The organism is Bordetella muralis (assembly GCF_054781015.1).
This window is the reverse complement of sequence record NZ_BAAGVF010000006.1, coordinates 397,437-415,276: the sequence shown is the minus strand read 5'-3', so window position 1 is coordinate 415,276 and position 17,840 is coordinate 397,437. Positions and strand designations below refer to the sequence as shown.

Genomic DNA, 17,840 nt, shown 5'->3' with positions numbered 1-17,840 from the left:
CTGATCCGAGCCGTTGCACATGAAAGTCCTGATCGCACGCATGAACCACGAGACCAACACGTTCTCGCCGGTCCCGACACCGCTATCCTCGTTCGGTAACGATGGCCCCACCTACGGCGCCGACGCCTACGCAGAAAACAAGGGCAAGCGCACGGCCATGTCGGCATTCATCGATCTGGCCGAGGCACGCGAGGCCGAGCTCGTCACCCCCGTGTCAGCGACAGCCTATCCCAGTGGCCGGGTGGATGCACAGGCCTATCAACAGATCTGCGATTGCATCATTGCCGAGGCGGCGAGCTGCGATGCCATCCTGCTGGACCTGCACGGCGCGATGGCCGTTGAGACCACCGATGATGGTGAAGGCGATTTGCTCGAACGCGTGCGCGCTGCCGCCCCGGACACGCCGATCGCGGTGGCGCTCGATCTGCATGCGAACGTCACGCAGAAAATGATCGATAACGCCAACGTCATCATCAGTTTTAAAACCTATCCGCATGTCGACATGTACGAAACGGGCGAACACGCCGGCCGCCTGCTGTTCGACAGTATGGACGGCAAATGCAAGCCCGTGATCGCGTGGCGCAGCCTGCCGCTGGTGTCGCATACCCTGCGCAGCAACACGGCCGAGGGTGCCATGCAGGACGCCGTGCACGCCGCACGCAACGCCGAGGCTGCCGGTGCGCTGGGCGTGTCCATCCTGGCGGGCTTTGGCCTGGCCGACATTCCGAACCCGTGCCTGAGCGTCGTGGTGGTGGGTGATGGCGACGCGGCAGCCGCGGATCGCGTGGCGGCTGAAATCGCCGGCTCGATCTGGGCCAACCGCGAGGGATTCCTGTACGACAGCGAGCCGCTGGCGCAGTCGCTCGTCCGTGCAAAAGCGCTGGCTGAAACCGCAGACAAGCCCGTGCTGCTGCTGGACCATGGCGACAATTGCATGAGCGGCGGCACCTGCGACACGATGGATGTACTGATGGCCGCGCTGGACGCCGGCCTGACGGGCATACAGGCGGGGCTGTATTGCGACCCCGAGGCAGTGCAAAAACTGTCTGAAGCTGGCGTGGGTGCCACGGTCGAATTACCAGTGGGCAATAAGCGCCCTATTGCGGAGATCGGCCGCAATACGCCGCCAGTCACATTACGCGGCACCGTGCGTGCCGTCACCAATGGCGAATACGTGATCTCGGGCCCTACCTATACGGGTCAACTGGCTTGCATGGGACGCAGCGCCGTACTGGATATCGGCGCCGCGCAACTGGTACTGACCGAACGCACGCATGAGCCCTGGGACCTGGGTGTGTTCCGCAGCATGGGGCTGGAACCCACGCAGGCCAAATTCATTCTCGTGAAGTCGCGCATGTATTGCCGGCCCGTGTTCGTGCCGATCTCATCGGCGTTGATCGAATGCGACAGTCCGGGCGTGACGAGTTCTGACTGGTCGCTGTTCGACTTCAAGAAACGCGCAAAGCCCATGTTCCCATTGGAGCCTCTCGATAAGGACGCCTACGATCCGGTGACTGGCACGCTCTCAGCCTGATTCGCGCGGACCGCTCGCGCAGCACAGAAACTGCGCGGTATCGCCCTGCTTTCGTTCGCCGGCCCAAGGCGCTGCGACTGGCTTATCAAGCGGCAATCTGCGCTACTGCGTCCGCGGCCGCTTGTGCCTCTTTGGCTTCTTGGGCTTCGCGAGCCTCTTGGGCCTCTTTGGCCTTTCTCACCCGGGTCTGTTCCTGCGCTGCCAGCACGCCGGCCTCTGGCAACGATTCGAATACCGCGATCGATTCTACGTGCCCCGTATGCGGAAACATATTGATCACGCCGGCACTCTTTAGCACGTAGCCGCCTTCGTGCACCATGATGGCCGCGTCGCGCGCCAAGGTCGCCGGATTACAGGACACATAGACAATACGGCGGGGACGCTCCTCGGCCGACAGCACCGCGAGCGCTTGCGCCACCGCGTGCGCGCCCTCACGCGGCGGGTCGATCAACATGCGATCAAAATATCCCAGGCCACGCAGCCATTCGACATCCACCTCGAACAAGTTCAACGTGGCAAAGCTCGTGCGGTCGGCCAAACCATGGCGTGTCGCTGCGTCCAGCGCGCGATCGGTCAGTGCCTTGCTGCCCTCGATGCCCACCGCCTCGCGGCCCTGTGTGGCCAAAGGCAACGTGAAATTCCCCAGTCCGCAGAACAGATCGGCAACACGGTCCGTGGGCTGCACGTCCAACAACATCAATGCGCGCGATACCATGGCGCGGTTGATGGCGTGATTGACCTGCGTAAAATCGGTCGGCCGATATGGCATGCGCAGGCCGAATTGCGGCATGGTGTAGGCCAGCGCGTCGGCGTGTTCACGCTCGAGCGTGTGCACGGTATCCGGCCCTTTGGGCTGCAGCCACCATTGCACATCGTGTTTGGCGGCAAACGCGCGCAAGATCGCAATATCGCCATCGGTCAATGGCTCGAGGTGGCGCAACACCAGGGCCGTGACGCCCTCACCGAGTGCGACCTCGATCTGCGGCATGCGGGTGGGTTGTGACATCGACGCGATCATGGCGCGCAACGGCATCAGCATGTCGCTGACGTGTTTCGGCAAAACGTGGCACTCGCGCATATCGGCCACGTAACTGCTTTTGCGTTCATGAAAGCCAACCAGCACGCCGCCTTTTTTCGGCACCACGCGCACGGACAGCCGAGCACGGTAACGATAGCCCCAGGTCGGGCCATGCAGCGCCGGCAAAATGCGTTGCGGACGCAGCTTGCCCACGTGCCAGAACGTATCCTCCAGCGAACGCTGCTTGATGGCGACCTGAGCGCTGGGTTCGACGTGCTGCATGGCACAGCCCCCGCAGACGCCAAAATGCGGGCAGCGCGGCGTGACGCGCAACGACGACGGACGCAGGATGTCTGCGACGCGCGCGATTTCATACGACGGTTTACGACGCACGGTCTCGGCGGTGACGCGTTCGGAAGGCAGCGCGCCCTCGACGAACACGACCTTGCCGTCGCGGCGCGCAATGCCCCGGGCCTCGAGGTCCAGGGATTCGATATTCAGTACTTCGGCCATTTCTTGTGCAATCCAGGCTGATACGGGCAACCGGGTATTGTAAAAGAGAAGCGGAAGACTGCAGACCGGCTGCTGATGCGGACCCGTTTTAAGCTCGCATCAGCGATCTGTGGCACTCGCAGCAGTGCATGAAATCCTGCGTTCAGCTACGCCTGATCTCAGCCCTGGCCCGGACACAATAACGATTAAAACGCCCTCGCCACTGAAAACACGGCGCCCAAACGCCCTGACGGATGGCCGTTTTTGGTGGGCAGCCAGTTGTCCTTGGAGGCGCCGACGGCGGCCAGGCCCAGCACCCAGCCTTTCAGATCCTTGGTCACGCCCAGTTTGTAGTCCACATAATGGTTGATATCGTCGCCATCCATGTTGACCTGTTTCTTCAGCTTCTGGTAACCCACGTGCGCCACGAGGCCCCAGCCGTCGCCCAGATCAAAGTTGGCCGTGCCGTCCAGATACCACGTTCCTTTGCTGTCCGGCGTGCTGAAAAAATCGCTCGGGGTATACGAATACTTCAAGGAATAGTTTTCGTAGCTCAGCCCCAGATAGAGGTCCGTATTGTTGTAGTTGCCGCCTTTGGGCGACTTTGAGCCAGGGTAGTAGTAATACAGCGCGCCGACGTCCAGGCTCAATCCGCTGTCGCCCAGCGCCCCTTTCCAACCCCCGTAGAAATCCATTTCCAGGTTGCCCTCGGGAAAGACGAAATCAGAGACGTTGGAGTTCCAGTTTCCCAGGTAAAAACCCGAGCTGTGCGCCAAATCAAAACCGACTTGAACGGCCGGACGGAAATTGGTCTGTGAGTACCCCCGGAACCGGTAGTCGCTGACGATAGCGGCATTGCCGCTAAGCGAGAAACCTGCACCCAAATCAGTGGGTTCTGCATGGGCGATAACTGCATAACTGGCCGAGAACACGAGGGGCAAGGCGAGCAGCGTGCGTTTCATGGTGCGGATCCTGTGCGGAAAGAGAGGTGATAGCGGCGGAAATGCCGGCACGGCTAACCGGATTCTTTTCAGAAAAATGACACCGGCGTATCTCTCAAAAGCACTTTCCATGCCAGGTTTTATTGCTGCAGAAAACCGTCAATCTCGGCGGCTTTGCCCGCACAAACACCACGGTGGTGCACCCTTGCTTGCGGATGGGCACACATTCGGTGCGTTTTTGACTTGAACGCGCCATTTTGGGACAAAACATCGACCGCACGCTCACGTCGTAATTGAAAAGCCACGACGAATCAGTGTTGACTCGTCGTGGCTTTGGATGCCACCGATGGCGGCTTTACTACCCTACTGCTTTACTGTCTTTGCAACGGATGACGACGCAATCGCTATCCATGTGTCCTGCATCGACCAATGATCAGTTGGTCATAGGGGGCGGCGGCACGTCAGCCGGCACTGGCGGCGGCACATCGCCACCGGCTTTTTCACCCCTGGCCGCCTCACGCTTGGCAAGACGCTCCGCCTTTTTGGCGCGATGTGCCTCCATCTTGGCTTGGCGCGCTTTGACCAGGTCGGTCACTTGCTGCTGCTGAGTGCCATTCAGGCTATCCCAGACCGCCAGCCATTTACCGCGGACTTGCTCGGACTGTTTGCGGAATTCTGCGCGTTGCGCATCTTCGTTGGCGGTCAGGGCATGAGGATCGAGCTTGCCACTCTGGATTTGAGTCTGCAGCAACTCATGGCGCTTGCCACGGTTCTCGCGCATCGATTTGAAAAAATCGCCCTGTGCCTGCTTGGCCGAGTCAAACGCGGCTTGTTGCTTGGCGTCGAGCTTGAGCGTAGCGACTTGTTCCTTGGACAACGGGCCTACGCCCGGCACCCAAAAACTATCGCGCAGCTCGGGACCACCGCGACGATCGCCATGCTTGAAATGGCCGCCACGATGATCGCCGTGCATGCCGTCATGCTGTTTCGCAGAAGCGGCAGGCGGTGCGGCATCGGACGCGGCCAACGCGGGACCGGACAAGCCAGCAGCGGCAACGATGAAACCCAAGGCAGCCAGGGAAGAACGGATCGCGTATCGGGACATAGTGGTCTCCTGAAAAAGTAGAACGCGAGACCATTGTCAGTGCAGACCCGTTACGGGTGGATTTCGGATCGGCCGAGAATATTTCAGTCGATTGCCGAGGCTCAGACTGTAGCGTCCCAGGCCGCCAGATATTCCTGCCAATGCGGCGCATTGCTGGCCGCCAGCGTATCGCGTACGAGATCGATCTCGGCTTGGTAAGACGCGGCGTCCAACTCGCCCCGCAAAAACCGGAACCGGCAATACACCAGCCAGGTATTGACCACGTCGGTTTCGCAATAGGCACGAACCTCATCCGCGCGGCCAGCCTGCCACGCAGGCCAAACCTGCCCGCCATCCATGCCGAGCTTGCCCGGAAAACCGCACAGCTTGGCCAACTCGTCCAAAGGCGCATTGGCGCGCCCGTTGTACTTGGCCAGCAAATCCATCAGGTCGATATGACGGTTGTGATAGCGGCTGATGTAGTTATTGAATTTGAACTCGCGATCCTCGTCGCCAGTATCCCAATAGCGTGGCGCGGCGACGCCGTGAATCAAGCTGCGGTAATGCAGTACAGGCAGGTCAAAACCCGAGCCGTTCCAGCTGACCAGCCGTGGCGTATAGCGCTCGATGGTTTTAAAGAAACCACTGATCAGAACGGCCTCCGGATCGTCGGGCTGACCCAGCGTCTTGACACGAAAGCCCTGATCGTCGCGAAACACACAGCCGATGACGGCGATGCGCTGTAGATGCAGCGGCAGAAAATCGTGCCCCACGGCCTCGCGGCGCGCCGCAAAGGCGCGCTCGGCGACCTCGGCATCGGAGACGTCAGTCCCCCAGCCGTTCAGCTTGCGCAGCCCGTCGATGTCGGGCAGCGTTTCCAGGTCAAAGACAAGCGTCGGGGTCATCGTGCCGGCAGGTACTGCAAAGGATCTACCGGTGTCCCCTGGCGACGGATCTCGAAATGCAGGCGTGGCGAGGTCGTGTCGCTTTGGCCGATCTCGGCGATTTTCGAGCCACGCTTGACCGCCTGGCCAGTCTTGACCAACAAAGTCTGGTTATGCGCGTAGGCGGTGATAAACCCGTTCTCGTGATTGATGATGATCAGATTGCCCAGCCCACGCACACCATTGCCGCTGTACATGACCTTGCCATCGGCGGCCGCCACTACAGGAGCGCCGAGCGAACCACCGATATCGATCCCTTTGGATGCGGTAGTGAACGTTTGCGTGACCGCGCCGCTGGCAGGCCAGCCCCAACTGATCAAGTTCGCATCGGCCGCGCGCTTGGGTGTCGCAACCGGCGCCGGCGGTGCTTCGCTCGCGGCGGGAGGCGTCGTACTCGTCGCTGGCGGCGGCGCGCTGGATGCAGGCGGCGTCGTGGTCGAAGTCGTCGTCCCGGGCGAGGTCGAACTGCCCGGTTCTCCCAGCGGCACCGGCGTTGCCGTCGCGCCTGACGAAGCCGGCGGCGGCGCGCTGGCCACCGTACTGCCCGCGCTGCCGCCAGCAGAAAGCTTGAGGACCTGGCCCACGCTCAACTGATTGGCATCGGTGAGATTGTTCCACTGCCTGAGGCTGTCTACGCTCACGCCATTGCTGCGGGCGATCTGGTAGAGCGTATCGCCCGGCTTGACGACGTAACTGCCGCCGGATGCCATGCTGCTGCCTGCGGGTTGATTGGATAGATCGACCACGGGCGCTCGCGACGTCGTGCTTGAGCAGCCGTATATCAGGCTCAAACCCAGCGCGCCGGCCGCCCACATGGCGGGCCGCGTCAGGCGTGCAAACGACACCTGAGGAAAATAAAGAGCGGTCAGTGGCAACTGCCCGTTGAGCATGTAATTCTCCTGTTGCTCAAGATTGTATTCCGGCCCGCAACGGGACGAAACGTACTGCTTCTAATTCGGTGCGCTTCCATGTGGAAGTCCCGGTGCGTTCAACCAATACCAATCGCTGGTTGGACGTCCCCTCGGGGGCGATCAGACGTCCGCCTGGCGCCAATTGCATCAGCAGCGCTTGCGGAATGGCCAGACCGGCCGCAGCCACAACGATAGCATCGAACGGCGCTACGCCGGGCAAGCCTACCATGCCGTCGCCATGCACGAGGCGCACGCGCGTGGCCAGACGCAGCGCGCGCAGATTGCTGCGCGCCAGCTCGAACAGCCCGCGGATGCGTTCGATGGCATGCACCTCACGCACGAACTGCGCCAGCACCGCCGCCTGATAGCCGCAACCAGCGCCCACCTCGAGCACGCGCGTGGGAGTGCGATCCTCGCAGGCGGCCGAGATCATCCGCGCCACTACCCACGGTTGGGAAATGGTCTGCGAATGCCCGATCGGCAATGCCGCATCCTCGTACGCACGGCTGGCCAGGGCCTCGTCCACAAATACATGGCGAGGCACCGCCGCCATCGCACTCAGTACGCGCTCATCGGTCACTCCCTGGCTACGCAGGCGCTGGACCATGGCCTGGCGCAAGCGGTCGGAATTCAGGCCCAGGTTACTGACCTGAGCTGCGGGGTTGCCGATCGCGGCGGGTTTGGCCAGCGTGGCCGGCGAAATCCGCGTATTGCTGTTGGTGGCGGTATAGCCTGGGGCCAGCCCCGTGCTGCCGTAACCCGGGGTGGCTTTGCTGCGGCCCGGCGGAATGGGTGGGCTCACAGGCTTGCGCATAGCGGCTCCGCCCAGCCCCGGAGCTCGTCCAGTTGGCTGTGTTGGGTCAAGTCCAGGCGCAGCGGCGTCAGAGATACCCTGCCCTCGGAAATAGCATGAAAATCGGTGCCTGGCGAAGCATCCGCCGCCACGCCCACCGGCCCGATCCAGTAGACCGTATCGCCATAAGGCGTAGTCGTACGCACAACCGGCTGGGAAGGATGGCGCTTGCCGAGGCGAGTGACTTGCAACCCGCCCATCTGCTCGAAAGGACGGCACGGAATATTGACGTTGAGCAAGACCGGCGAAGCCAGCGGCTGCGCAAGCTGACGTTCGACCACCGAGCGTGCAGCCCGCGCAGCCGATTCGATATGTTCCCAGCCTTTTTCGACCAAGGAAAACGCGATCGCCGGAATACCGAACAGATACCCCTCGGCAGCGGCCGCGACGGTACCCGAATAGAGCGTGTCATCGCCCATATTGGCGCCGTTGTTGATGCCGGAGACGACCAGATCCGGCCGTTCGTCCATCAAGCCCGTGAGCGCCACGTGCACGCAATCGGAAGGCGTGCCGTTGACGCACACAAAGCCATTGGCCGCGGTGCGCACCGTCAAAGGCCTGTTCAGGGTCAGGGAATTCGACGCGCCGCTGTGATTGGTTTCAGGAGCAACGACAGTAATCTCGCCCAGCCCTTGCAGCGCCTGAACCAGCGCTTCGAGCCCAGGGGCGCTATAGCCATCGTCGTTCGAAACCAGTATTCGCATTGAGCATCCACAAAATCAACAAAATGAAACGGGGTCGATTGTACCGCCGGAAGGTGACTGACAAATAGCTCTATGGATAACCCCCACACACAGCCATGCGTCACGCGCGGTAGAATCCGCAGCCACGACCTTTCTGTAACGGACACTTTCTCATGGTGCACACTGCCCCCTCGTTCTTCTTCAGTGCCGGGTTGATCGCGCTGGCTTATCTGATCGGTTCGATTCCGTTCGCCGTGGTCGTCAGCAAACTCATGGGCTTGCAGGATCCTCGCAGCTACGGCTCCAAGAATCCCGGCGCCACCAATGTGCTGCGTACCGGCAATAAGGCGGCAGCGGCGCTGACCCTGCTGGGCGATGCCGCCAAGGGCTGGTTCGCCCTGTGGCTGGCGCAGACCCTGGCGCCGGGGCTGCCCTGGACGATCTACGCGCTAATCGCGCTGGCCGTCTTTCTCGGGCATTTGTATCCCGTTTTCCTGGGATTCAAGGGCGGCAAAGGCGTCGCGACCGCATTGGGTATCTTGCTCGCCATTCACCCGGGCCTGGCACTGGCTACTGCCGCCACCTGGGTGATCATTGCCGTATTTACACGATATTCTTCTCTGGCGGCCCTGGTCGCTGCGTTTTTTGCCCCGGTGTATTACCTGTTCGGCTCAGGCGTGGCCTGGTATGCCCAAGGCCCCGTGGGCATTGCCCTGGCAGTGATCAGCCTGCTGCTGTTCTATCGCCACCGCGCCAATATCGGCCGCCTGCTGGCGGGCAAAGAAAGCCGTATCGGCTCGAAAAAGAAATAGCGCAGACGTCGATATCGATGGCCATCCCTGGGGATTGGCCGTCCGCGTTGCATCACGTCGATGCAACGGCCTGACAGGCAATCATCCGCCTGCAAGCCGCATGATATCGATGCACCCGCGCCAATTCAGGCAGGCGTATCCACGCAAATATCGGCCAGATCCCAGCGCGGACGCACCGTAAAGGCATGCTCGCCAGGTTTTAACGTCACCAGGCCTGCCTTGACCCGTTCGGAGGCCGCAAAGGCGATCATCGCGCCGTTGTCGGTACACAAAGCCAACGGCGGAAAATAGGCTTGCGCACGCAAGGGGCGCATCGCCTCGGCCAACTGGGCACGCAACAATTGATTGGCGCCAACACCGCCCGCCACGACCAGCCGTTTCAGGCCGGTCTGCCGCAGCGCCTTGACTGCCTTGGCCACCAGCACATCGACAATCGCCGCCTGCGTGGCTGCAGCCAGATCGGCACGCGTCTGCTCATCCAGCGACACCCCGGCACGCTCCGCTTCTTTGACACGCGTCAATACCGCGGTTTTCAGGCCGCTGAAACTGAAATCCAGGTCGCCGCTATGCAACATCGGCCGCGGCAACGTGAAACGCTGCACGTCGCCATTGGCGGCCATACGGGACAGCGCCGGCCCGCCCGGATAGCCCAGGCCCAGCAATTTGGCCGATTTATCGAACGCCTCGCCGGCCGCGTCATCCAGCGTCTCGCCCAACAGCGTATAGCGCCCCACCCCATCGACACGCATCAGTTGGGTATGCCCGCCCGACACCAACAGCGCCACAAAAGGGAATTTAGGCCGTGGCGTATCCAGCAAGGGCGACAGCAGATGCCCCTCGAGATGATGAATCGGAATAGCCGGCAAGCCGCGCGACCACGCAAATGCCTGGGCGACACTGGCGCCGACCAGCAACGCCCCGGCCAGGCCCGGCCCCGCGGTATAGGCCACCGCCTCCACGTCTTTCAACGTCAACCCGGCCTCCTCCAGCACCTGGCGGGCCAGTGGCACCGCACGCCGGATATGGTCGCGCGAGGCGAGCTCTGGCACCACGCCGCCGTATTCCTGGTGCATGGCGATCTGAGAATGCAGGGCATGCGCGAGCAAGCCGCGCTCTGTGCAGACGGCCGCGACGCCGGTCTCGTCACACGAGCTTTCAAAACCTAGAATGATCATGGCCGCGAGTTTACATCTGGTGCGAAAATGGCGGCTTGATAACCCTATAAAAACCAACCCGGGAACTTGCCATGCTGGAGAAGCTATTCCAATTGCGCGAACACGGTACGAATGCGCGTACCGAAATCGTTGCGGGTTTGACGACATTTTTGACCATGTCGTACATCATTTTCGTCAACCCGAATATTCTGTCCTCCACCGGCATGGACCGCGACGCCGTATTCGTCGCAACCTGCCTGGCTGCAGCGCTGGGCTCATTGATCATGGCGCTGGTGGCCAACTGGCCCATCGGCATGGCGCCGGGCATGGGCCTGAACGCCTTTTTTGCCTTCACGGTCGTCAAGACTATGGGCTACACCTGGGAACAGGCGCTGGGCGCGGTCTTTATCTCTGGCGTGATTTTCCTGGTGCTCACCATGACAGGCGTGCGGGCCTGGCTGATCAAAGGCATCCCCCACTCGCTGCGTAGCGCCATCGCAGCCGGCATCGGGTTGTTTTTGGCCATTATTGCCCTGTCGTCGGCCAAAATCGTGGTGCCGCATCCGGCCACCATGGTGACGCTGGGAGACCTGCGCGAAGCCGGTCCTCTCTTTGCGATCCTTGGCTTTTTCGTCATTGCGGTCCTGGACGCATTGCGCGTGCGCGGCGCCATTCTGATCGGGATCCTGGTCGTCACGCTGCTATCGATGGCCACGGGCCACAACGAATTCCATGGCATAGTCTCGACGCCGCCCAGCCTCGCGCCGACGTTCATGCAGCTCGACATACTCGGTGCCTTGCATACCGGTTTTGTGCATGTGATCCTGGTTTTTGTGCTGGTCGAGGTCTTTGACGCCACCGGCACCCTGATGGGTGTTGCCAAGCGTGCCGGGCTCGTCCCCGAGGACCGCCCCAACCGCCTGGGCCGGGCCTTGTTCGCCGATAGCACCGCCATTGTGGCGGGCTCGATGCTGGGCACCAGCAGCACGACCGCCTATGTCGAGAGCGCCTCAGGCGTCCAGGCCGGCGGCCGCACAGGACTGACTGCGCTGGTGGTCGCGCTGCTGTTTCTGGCCGCGTTGTTCATTTCCCCATTGGCCGGGTCCGTGCCGGCCTACGCGACAGCGCCTGCCCTGCTCTATGTCGCCGGCCTGATGATGCGCGAATTGATCGACATCGACTGGAACGATATCTCCGAGGCCACGCCTGCTGCATTGACCACGCTGGTCATGCCTTTCACGTACTCGATCGCCAATGGCCTGGCGTTTGGTTTCATCAGCTATGTCGTGTTGAAAACCTTCACCGGTCATTTCCGCACGATCCATGCCGCGACCTGGTTGGTCGCCGCATTGTTTGTGATCCGCTACGCCTTCTTTCCCGGGTAGGCGACGCGAGGAAATCGCATCCTCGCCAACCTCGGTATGTGCCGGGCACGGGTCTTGCGTATTGGCGTCATTGACGCTCGCTATCAACCCGATCAACCACAAGGTTGATCGGGTCCCAGCTTGATTTCACCGATACACTCCCCAAGTATTAGAGGAATGCAGGGCGTTGCCGCCGCATTCCGCCCTACTATTTCCGGAGAATTCCCCATGTCCCAGTTGGCCCGCGTGCCCTTTTCCGTGCTTGACCTTGCCCCTATTGTGCAAGGCGGCGACGCCGCGGGCGCGTTCCGCAATACGGTCGATCTGGCGCAGCATGTCGAACGTTGGGGATACCAGCGATTCTGGCTGGCGGAACATCACAACATTACCGGTGTAGCCAGCAGCGCGACCTCAGTGATCATTGGCCAGGTCGCGGCTCATACCAAAACGCTGCGCGTGGGATCGGGCGGCATCATGCTGCCCAATCACGCGCCGCTGATCATTGCCGAGCAGTTCGGCACGCTCGAAAGCCTGTTCCCTGGACGTATCGATCTGGGCCTGGGCCGTGCGCCCGGCAGCGACGGCGCGACGCAGCAGGCGTTGCGTCGCGGTCCCCGCAGCGGTTTTGATTTTCCTGAGCTGTTGGCAGAATTGCGCGCGTTCCTTGCGCCTGCCGTGCCGAATCAGGCGGTCCGTGCGATCCCCGGCGCAGGACTGGATATTCCGATCTGGTTATTGGGCTCCAGTGATTTCAGCGCACGTCTGGCAGCCGAGCTGGGCCTGCCGTTTTCGTTCGCAGGACACTTTTCGCCAGAGGGCATGGCGGCGATGCGCTTGTATCGGCACTTGTTCAAACCGTCTGCGACGCTGGAGCGCCCCTACGCCATGATCGGCGTGCCGGTCATCGCCGCCGACACCGACGAACAGGCGCGCATGTTGTCCACTACGCAACAAATGAAGTTCCTGTCCCTGATCCGCGGCAACCGCCTGCAATTGCAGCCGCCCGTTGAAAGCATGGACGGGCTGTGGAACGAATGGGAACAGCAAGCGGTGCATCAAAAACTGGCGGCCTCTATCGTAGGCGGCCCGGAAACCGTCAAGCAAGGTCTCGAATCATTGATCGCGCGCACAGAGGCCGACGAAGTCATGATCGTTTCGGACTTCTATCGTCACGAAGACCGCCTGCGTTCCTATGAAATTTTGGCGTCATTGAAAAGCCAAGGCGACGCCTCCTGAACAAGTCCAGGCAACCATACCAAGCTGGCCGCCCCACGCTCTGAAGAACGTGGACTTCCTACACACAACCTTGTTTGTGCACACTGAAAGCAAGGTCAATCGGAGCACCCTATGAGCAATCTCATCGAACTCACACAAGCCTCTTTCCAAGAGTCGATCACGCCCGACAATACTGTGATTGTCGATTTTTGGGCTCCTTGGTGTGGCCCTTGCCGCGGCTTTGCGCCGGTATTCGAACAAGCTGCAGAACAACATCCGGATGTGACTTTCGCCAAGGTCAACACGGACGTCGAACAAGAGCTCGCCGGCGCGTTGGGCATCCGTTCCATCCCGACCCTGATGGTATTTCGCGAACAGGTCCTGCTGTTCTCTCAACCCGGCGCGTTATCGGCTGGACAACTGGGCGAACTGCTGGAAAAGGTCAAGGGCCTGGATATGGAGAAAGTGCATCAGGATATCGCTGCCGCCCAAGATGCGGGAGACGATAAGCAGCCGTAAGGAGCCTCACCGCTGACGCAGTTACCGCGACTGTGTCAGCACATCGCTGGGTCCGATTTCACGAAGGTTCGCGGCAAGAACAGAACGATCGACAACGTTGGATGTTACCTACTTGCCTTTAAGAAGGAAGTACGTGACATGGACAACAGTTTAGTTCGTGCACCGCACCGTCACGACAGTGAACGTCTTATCTCGTCCAGTTGGGCGAGGACGTGCAGGGGCAAAACGCGCTCGGCAACTATATTGAGCTTGGCACTCGCATCGCTAACGGTTTCAGCCGATGCCGCTGACGTTACTGGTAACGTTCCTCCCCTCCAAGGAGCCAGTGCCCCCGTCCACAATCCGCTACCCCAAGGGGGCTATGCCCGACCTGCCGGTGGCGTCAATCTCAATGTGCCAGGCCTCGACGGTGTCAACGAATTCCTTCCACTCGCTCCCCCTCGCCCCGTTGCCGTCGCACCGGGACTGCATCCGCAAGCGGCCAATGCTGCCCCTAATGGGGGTGGCGTAATACGCACTGTCGTTGACAGTGCGCAATGGGTTGGCGGTGCGCTCTACGATCATAAAGGGATGGCCATCACGGCCGCTCTGATCGCTGTTGGAGTTTATTGCTTAGCAACGCAATCAGAAGCAAGGACCGCAACACTGGACGTGTTAGAGGACGCAGCACATTCTGCGCATGACATGTTAGACAACGCAAAAGCCTCCGCGTACGACATGTTGGGCAACGCAAAGAGTTCCGCGTATGACACGTTGGTACAGGCAAAAGATTCGACATACGGCGCCTTGGTGAGCGCCACACAGTCTGCATATCACGGATTGGCGAAAGCAAAAGAATATCTATGGAGCTCGAGTGAAGCAACATCACCAGCAGAGTCCCGTGAACCTCGGGAAACCTCAACGCCAAAGATAGAGAAAAACGTCGACGAAACGGCTGTTCAACATTCTGGCACCGACGCCGTGGTGTCGGTGAATAACGTGCAAGAGGTCGACGATAAGACGTCTCAGAGCCACGCGGAGCCGGGTAACCCATCCGGTCCGACGGGCTCGGGGGAGCAGAATGCCGGCGAACCAAACTCCGACAATCAGGACACCAGCATCCTGAACTCAGCCAATCGGACCAACGTCACGCCAGACACAGTTAATCAGAACCCCGCCACACCGGATGAACGCGATCGGGATACCGAGACGCCAGAGCCTGAGCAGAAAGGCGATCTGAATACCGAGACGCCGGACGCCGAGCAGGTCCAGTCCATTGGGGAAGTACAAGCGCCTGTCGCCATACTGAAAGCACAGCCCTCCGTCGGCAACACCGCCATCCGCCCGGCGGCAGGCTCGTACATGAGCAACGCCTGGGCGGCCAATACGATGTTCCAGATGAATCTGAACGATCGTCTAGGCAGCTATTACCAGGGTGAAACCAGCCCCCATCAAGGCAGCGCATGGATCCGCTACAGCGGCTCGCGCGGCCACCTGAAAGACACCACGGGTGAACTGCGTACCGCCGGCGACAAAAGCACCGTCATGATGGGTGTCGACATGCTGGTGCAATCGACCAATGCTCGCGATCAATTCACGATCGGCATCATGGGCGGCTATGGCCACTACAGCGGTCATACCCAAGCGAACGGCTTTGACTATTCCACCAAGGGCAAAGTCAATGGCTACAGTGTCGGTCTGTACGGCACCTACCAAAAGGACGTCGCTACCCAGCACGGTTTCTACGCCGATAGCTCGCTGTTGTGGAACCAGTTCGACAATCGCGTCAAAGGTGGCGACCTGCCGGCTGAAAAATACGACGCCAAGGGCATGACCGCGTCGCTGGAGCTGGGCTACAACATCCCGCTGGCCGACCGCAATAACGTGAAGTATGTGCTGCAACCCCACGCACAGGTCATGTACCAGAATGTGCGCAGCGAGAACTTCCGTCAGGTCGATGGCACCAATGTCGATTTCATGAACGGCTCACATGTGCAAACGGCCCTAGGCGTACGCGCTGCCGCACACATTACGACTGGCCTGACCTCCGTCATCACACCGCACATCGAAGCCAATTGGCTGCATGCAAACAAAGGTTATGGCGTGAAAATGGACAACGTCGATGCAGCCATGAACAGCGGGCGCAATATCGGCCAAGTCAAACTGGGCGTACAGGGCGACATGAACCGCCACGTGTCGCTCAACGTCGAGCTGTTCCACAATCAAGGCAATGCGGGCTATCACGAAACCGGAGGCAATGTGACCGCGAAGTATCGTTTCTGATGCCGCCATGCGCAGCGAATCAACCGCTGCATATAGCAATCCGCACCATCGTCAAGCACCTGCCGCCATTCCCGGTCTACATCCCTATAATGCAGGCATTTTTTATGCGCGTCAGAATGAACGAAAATCTGATCGCGGCAGTGCTTTGTGTCCGATTTACGGGAGAATCTCAGCGGTAAAACCTTGCCAGCGTATGTGGGTAGTACTTATCTCTTTTGACAGTAAAGGAGACAAGTACATGAACAAACTTTCTACACCCTCATCTATCCGCCGCAAGCATGATCGTGTCGTGTCGTCGAACTTGACGAAAAACCGCAGCGCTAAAACCTTCTCGGCGACCGTACTCGGTTTAGCCCTTGCATCGCTGGTGCCGACTGCAGTAGCAGACACCAATCGCTCCCATCAACATCAAGCTATAAAACAGGATCAGAACCGTGGTTCATCCGATTCCTATTTGAATTATTTTACCTCTGGCAAGATGGGTACCGCTATCGGCACTATTACCGCTGCCGTTACCACGTATTTCGTAACCCGTTACATCCAATACGCTCGCCATAATGATGCGGCTCCCGCCCAGGCTCCCCGCAGGCCGGGTGATTATAACGTTGGCGCAGTTATTACTCCGGGAAGTGTCACCACGGCTGCTGGCGCCGCTTATTTGGCTGGGGCAGGGCTTTATCAGTCTGGGATGTTGAATAAGCTATGGAGTGCAAAGGAAGAAACACAGCAGTCCGGGCAGGACGCGGTAAAAAATGATGGTCTCGATACAGACAAGGTCAAAGAGGACGACGACACGGCGTCGGAGACAGACACGCCCGGGTCGACGAACGAGGATGGCGGCGAGCCACGATCGGCTATTCAAAGCCCCAACCCAGCGAACCCCACCAATGAATCCCGCGTCACGCCAGGCGAAGACGACCAGGAAACAGGCAAACCCAGCACGGATAGCAAAATTCTCGATACATCGGACGACAGCAATCAAAAGACAGAGACGTCAGACTCCGAACAAGCTCAGTACTGGGATGAACTGCAAAAACTTGTCAGCTGGCTGGAAGAATCGTTATCCACTCGCAGCGCCACCATCCGCCCGGCGGCAGGCTCGTACATGAGCAACGCCTGGGCAGCCAATACGATGTTCCAGATGAATCTGAACGATCGTCTAGGCAGCTATTACCAGGGTGAATCCAGCGCCCATCAAGGCAGCGCATGGATCCGCTACAGCGGCTCGCGCGGCCACCTGAAAGACACCACGGGTGAACTGCGTACCGCCGGCGACAAAAGCACTGTCATGATGGGTGTCGACATGCTGGTGCAATCGACCAATGCTCGCGATCAATTCACGATCGGCATCATGGGCGGCTATGGCCACTACAGCGGTCATACCCAAGCGAACGGCTTTGACTATTCCACCAAGGGCAAAGTCAATGGCTACAGTGTCGGCCTGTACGGCACTTATCACAAGGACGTCGCTACCCAGCACGGTTTCTACGCCGATAGCTCGCTGTTGTGGAACCAGTTCGACAATCGCGTCAAAGGTGGCGACCTGCCGGCTGAAAAATACGACTCCAAGGGCATGACCGCATCGCTGGAGCTGGGCTACAACATCCCACTGGCCGACCGCAATAACGTGAAGTATGTGCTGCAACCCCATGCACAGGTCATGTACCAGAATGTGCGCAGCGAGAACTTCCGCCAGGCCGATGGCACCAATGTCGATTTCATGAACGGCTCACGTGTGCAAACGGCGCTAGGGGTACGCGCTGCCGCACACATTACGATTGGCCTGACCTCCGTCATCACACCGCATATCGAAACCAATTGGCTGCATGCAAACAAAGGTTATGGCGTGAAAATGGACAACGTCGATGCAGCCATGAACAGCGGACGCAATATCGGCCAAGTCAAACTGGGCGTACAGGGCGACATGAACCGCCACGTGTCGCTCAACGTCGAGCTGTTCCACAATCAAGGCAATGCGGGCTATCACGAAACCGGAGGCAATGTGACCGCGAAGTATCGTTTCTGATGCCCCCATGCGCAGCGAATCAATCGCT

At 60.0% G+C, this 17,840-nt stretch carries 16 protein-coding genes; 8 read left to right on the top strand and 8 right to left on the bottom strand.

Annotation, left to right across the window (positions count from 1 at the left end):
- The first annotated feature begins 19 nt into the window (after positions 1-19).
- Positions 20-1,534, top strand: a complete 1,515-nt coding sequence (locus ACYVIT_RS12905; RefSeq protein ID WP_415804947.1) for a M81 family metallopeptidase — start codon at positions 20-22, stop codon at positions 1,532-1,534.
- An 85-nt stretch (positions 1,535-1,619) separates the two neighbouring features.
- On the opposite strand, the gene rlmD is transcribed toward ACYVIT_RS12905, so the two are convergent.
- Positions 1,620-3,065, bottom strand: a complete 1,446-nt coding sequence (gene rlmD / locus ACYVIT_RS12900; protein WP_415804946.1) for a 23S rRNA (uracil(1939)-C(5))-methyltransferase RlmD — start codon at positions 3,063-3,065, stop codon at positions 1,620-1,622.
- Positions 3,066-3,250: 185 nt separating this feature from the next.
- Positions 3,251-4,006 carry a TorF family putative porin gene (locus ACYVIT_RS12895; protein WP_415804945.1) on the bottom strand — a complete coding sequence of 252 codons (756 nt, stop codon included), beginning with the start codon at positions 4,004-4,006 and terminating at the stop codon, positions 3,251-3,253.
- Between ACYVIT_RS12895 and ACYVIT_RS12890 the strand changes: the two genes are divergently transcribed.
- A complete protein-coding gene (locus tag ACYVIT_RS12890; protein WP_415804944.1) occupies positions 3,996-4,232 on the top strand; it encodes a hypothetical protein in 237 nt (78 codons plus the stop codon). The genes ACYVIT_RS12895 and ACYVIT_RS12890 overlap by 11 nt on opposite strands.
- A gap of 186 nt (positions 4,233-4,418) precedes the next feature.
- Here ACYVIT_RS12890 and ACYVIT_RS12885 read toward each other — a convergent pair whose 3' ends face one another.
- The 5 genes from ACYVIT_RS12885 to surE form a co-directional block, all read right to left on the bottom strand.
- On the bottom strand, positions 4,419-5,090 hold the full coding sequence (locus tag ACYVIT_RS12885; protein ID WP_415804943.1) for a hypothetical protein: 672 nt from the start codon (positions 5,088-5,090) through the stop codon (positions 4,419-4,421).
- 101 nt (positions 5,091-5,191) lie between these two features.
- Positions 5,192-5,974, bottom strand: coding sequence for a 3'-5' exonuclease (locus tag ACYVIT_RS12880; protein WP_415804942.1), 783 nt, complete (start codon positions 5,972-5,974; stop codon positions 5,192-5,194).
- Positions 5,971-6,903 carry a peptidoglycan DD-metalloendopeptidase family protein gene (locus ACYVIT_RS12875; RefSeq protein ID WP_415804941.1) on the bottom strand — a complete coding sequence of 311 codons (933 nt, stop codon included), beginning with the start codon at positions 6,901-6,903 and terminating at the stop codon, positions 5,971-5,973. Before ACYVIT_RS12875 ends, ACYVIT_RS12880 begins: the two co-directional genes overlap by 4 nt.
- Before the next feature lie 16 nt (positions 6,904-6,919).
- The gene (locus ACYVIT_RS12870) at positions 6,920-7,738 is read right to left on the bottom strand and encodes a protein-L-isoaspartate(D-aspartate) O-methyltransferase (RefSeq protein ID WP_415804940.1); all 819 of its coding nucleotides are present in this window, start codon (positions 7,736-7,738) and stop codon (positions 6,920-6,922) included.
- Entirely contained in the window at positions 7,723-8,481 is a 759-nt protein-coding gene (surE, locus tag ACYVIT_RS12865) for a 5'/3'-nucleotidase SurE (RefSeq protein ID WP_415804939.1), read from the bottom strand. The genes ACYVIT_RS12870 and surE overlap by 16 nt, the downstream gene beginning before the upstream one ends.
- Positions 8,482-8,633: 152 nt before the next feature.
- On the opposite strand from surE, the gene plsY reads away from it, so the two are divergent.
- Complete coding sequence (plsY, locus tag ACYVIT_RS12860) at positions 8,634-9,272, top strand: glycerol-3-phosphate 1-O-acyltransferase PlsY (RefSeq protein ID WP_415804938.1); 639 nt, start codon at positions 8,634-8,636, stop codon at positions 9,270-9,272.
- Between the two features lie 125 nt (positions 9,273-9,397).
- Here plsY and tsaD read toward each other — a convergent pair whose 3' ends face one another.
- Positions 9,398-10,447 (bottom strand): tRNA (adenosine(37)-N6)-threonylcarbamoyltransferase complex transferase subunit TsaD, encoded by a 1,050-nt coding sequence (gene tsaD / locus ACYVIT_RS12855; RefSeq protein ID WP_415804937.1) that lies wholly within the window; start codon positions 10,445-10,447, stop codon positions 9,398-9,400.
- A gap of 71 nt (positions 10,448-10,518) precedes the next feature.
- On the opposite strand from tsaD, the gene ACYVIT_RS12850 reads away from it, so the two are divergent.
- The 5 genes from ACYVIT_RS12850 to ACYVIT_RS12830 all read left to right on the top strand — a co-directional run bounded on the left by ACYVIT_RS12850 (position 10,519) and on the right by ACYVIT_RS12830 (position 17,812).
- Positions 10,519-11,811, top strand: coding sequence for an NCS2 family permease (locus tag ACYVIT_RS12850; RefSeq protein WP_415804936.1), 1,293 nt, complete (start codon positions 10,519-10,521; stop codon positions 11,809-11,811).
- Between the two features lie 207 nt (positions 11,812-12,018).
- Entirely contained in the window at positions 12,019-13,026 is a 1,008-nt protein-coding gene (locus ACYVIT_RS12845; RefSeq protein ID WP_415804935.1) for an LLM class flavin-dependent oxidoreductase, read from the top strand.
- A 111-nt stretch (positions 13,027-13,137) separates the two neighbouring features.
- Positions 13,138-13,524 carry a thioredoxin gene (gene trxA, locus ACYVIT_RS12840; protein WP_415804934.1) on the top strand — a complete coding sequence of 129 codons (387 nt, stop codon included), beginning with the start codon at positions 13,138-13,140 and terminating at the stop codon, positions 13,522-13,524.
- 684 nt (positions 13,525-14,208) lie between these two features.
- A complete protein-coding gene (locus ACYVIT_RS12835; RefSeq protein ID WP_415804933.1) occupies positions 14,209-15,786 on the top strand; it encodes an autotransporter outer membrane beta-barrel domain-containing protein in 1,578 nt (525 codons plus the stop codon).
- A 7-nt stretch (positions 15,787-15,793) separates the two neighbouring features.
- Positions 15,794-17,812: an autotransporter family protein gene (locus ACYVIT_RS12830; RefSeq protein ID WP_415804932.1), complete on the top strand. Its 2,019-nt coding sequence runs from the start codon at positions 15,794-15,796 to the stop codon at positions 17,810-17,812.
- The last annotated feature ends 28 nt before the right edge of the window (positions 17,813-17,840 follow it).

Coding starts and splice junctions, on each gene's coding strand:
- ACYVIT_RS12905 (WP_415804947.1), top strand. CDS start 20: ATGAAAGTCCTGATCGCACGCATGAACCACGAGACCAACACGTTCTCG.
- rlmD (WP_415804946.1), bottom strand. CDS start 3,065: ATGGCCGAAGTACTGAATATCGAATCCCTGGACCTCGAGGCCCGGGGC.
- ACYVIT_RS12895 (WP_415804945.1), bottom strand. CDS start 4,006: ATGAAACGCACGCTGCTCGCCTTGCCCCTCGTGTTCTCGGCCAGTTAT.
- ACYVIT_RS12885 (WP_415804943.1), bottom strand. CDS start 5,090: ATGTCCCGATACGCGATCCGTTCTTCCCTGGCTGCCTTGGGTTTCATC.
- ACYVIT_RS12880 (WP_415804942.1), bottom strand. CDS start 5,974: ATGACCCCGACGCTTGTCTTTGACCTGGAAACGCTGCCCGACATCGAC.
- ACYVIT_RS12875 (WP_415804941.1), bottom strand. CDS start 6,903: ATGCTCAACGGGCAGTTGCCACTGACCGCTCTTTATTTTCCTCAGGTG.
- ACYVIT_RS12870 (WP_415804940.1), bottom strand. CDS start 7,738: ATGCGCAAGCCTGTGAGCCCACCCATTCCGCCGGGCCGCAGCAAAGCC.
- surE (WP_415804939.1), bottom strand. CDS start 8,481: ATGCGAATACTGGTTTCGAACGACGATGGCTATAGCGCCCCTGGGCTC.
- plsY (WP_415804938.1), top strand. CDS start 8,634: ATGGTGCACACTGCCCCCTCGTTCTTCTTCAGTGCCGGGTTGATCGCG.
- tsaD (WP_415804937.1), bottom strand. CDS start 10,447: ATGATCATTCTAGGTTTTGAAAGCTCGTGTGACGAGACCGGCGTCGCG.
- ACYVIT_RS12850 (WP_415804936.1), top strand. CDS start 10,519: ATGCTGGAGAAGCTATTCCAATTGCGCGAACACGGTACGAATGCGCGT.
- ACYVIT_RS12845 (WP_415804935.1), top strand. CDS start 12,019: ATGTCCCAGTTGGCCCGCGTGCCCTTTTCCGTGCTTGACCTTGCCCCT.
- trxA (WP_415804934.1), top strand. CDS start 13,138: ATGAGCAATCTCATCGAACTCACACAAGCCTCTTTCCAAGAGTCGATC.
- ACYVIT_RS12835 (WP_415804933.1), top strand. CDS start 14,209: ATGTTAGACAACGCAAAAGCCTCCGCGTACGACATGTTGGGCAACGCA.
- ACYVIT_RS12830 (WP_415804932.1), top strand. CDS start 15,794: ATGCGCAGCGAATCAACCGCTGCATATAGCAATCCGCACCATCGTCAA.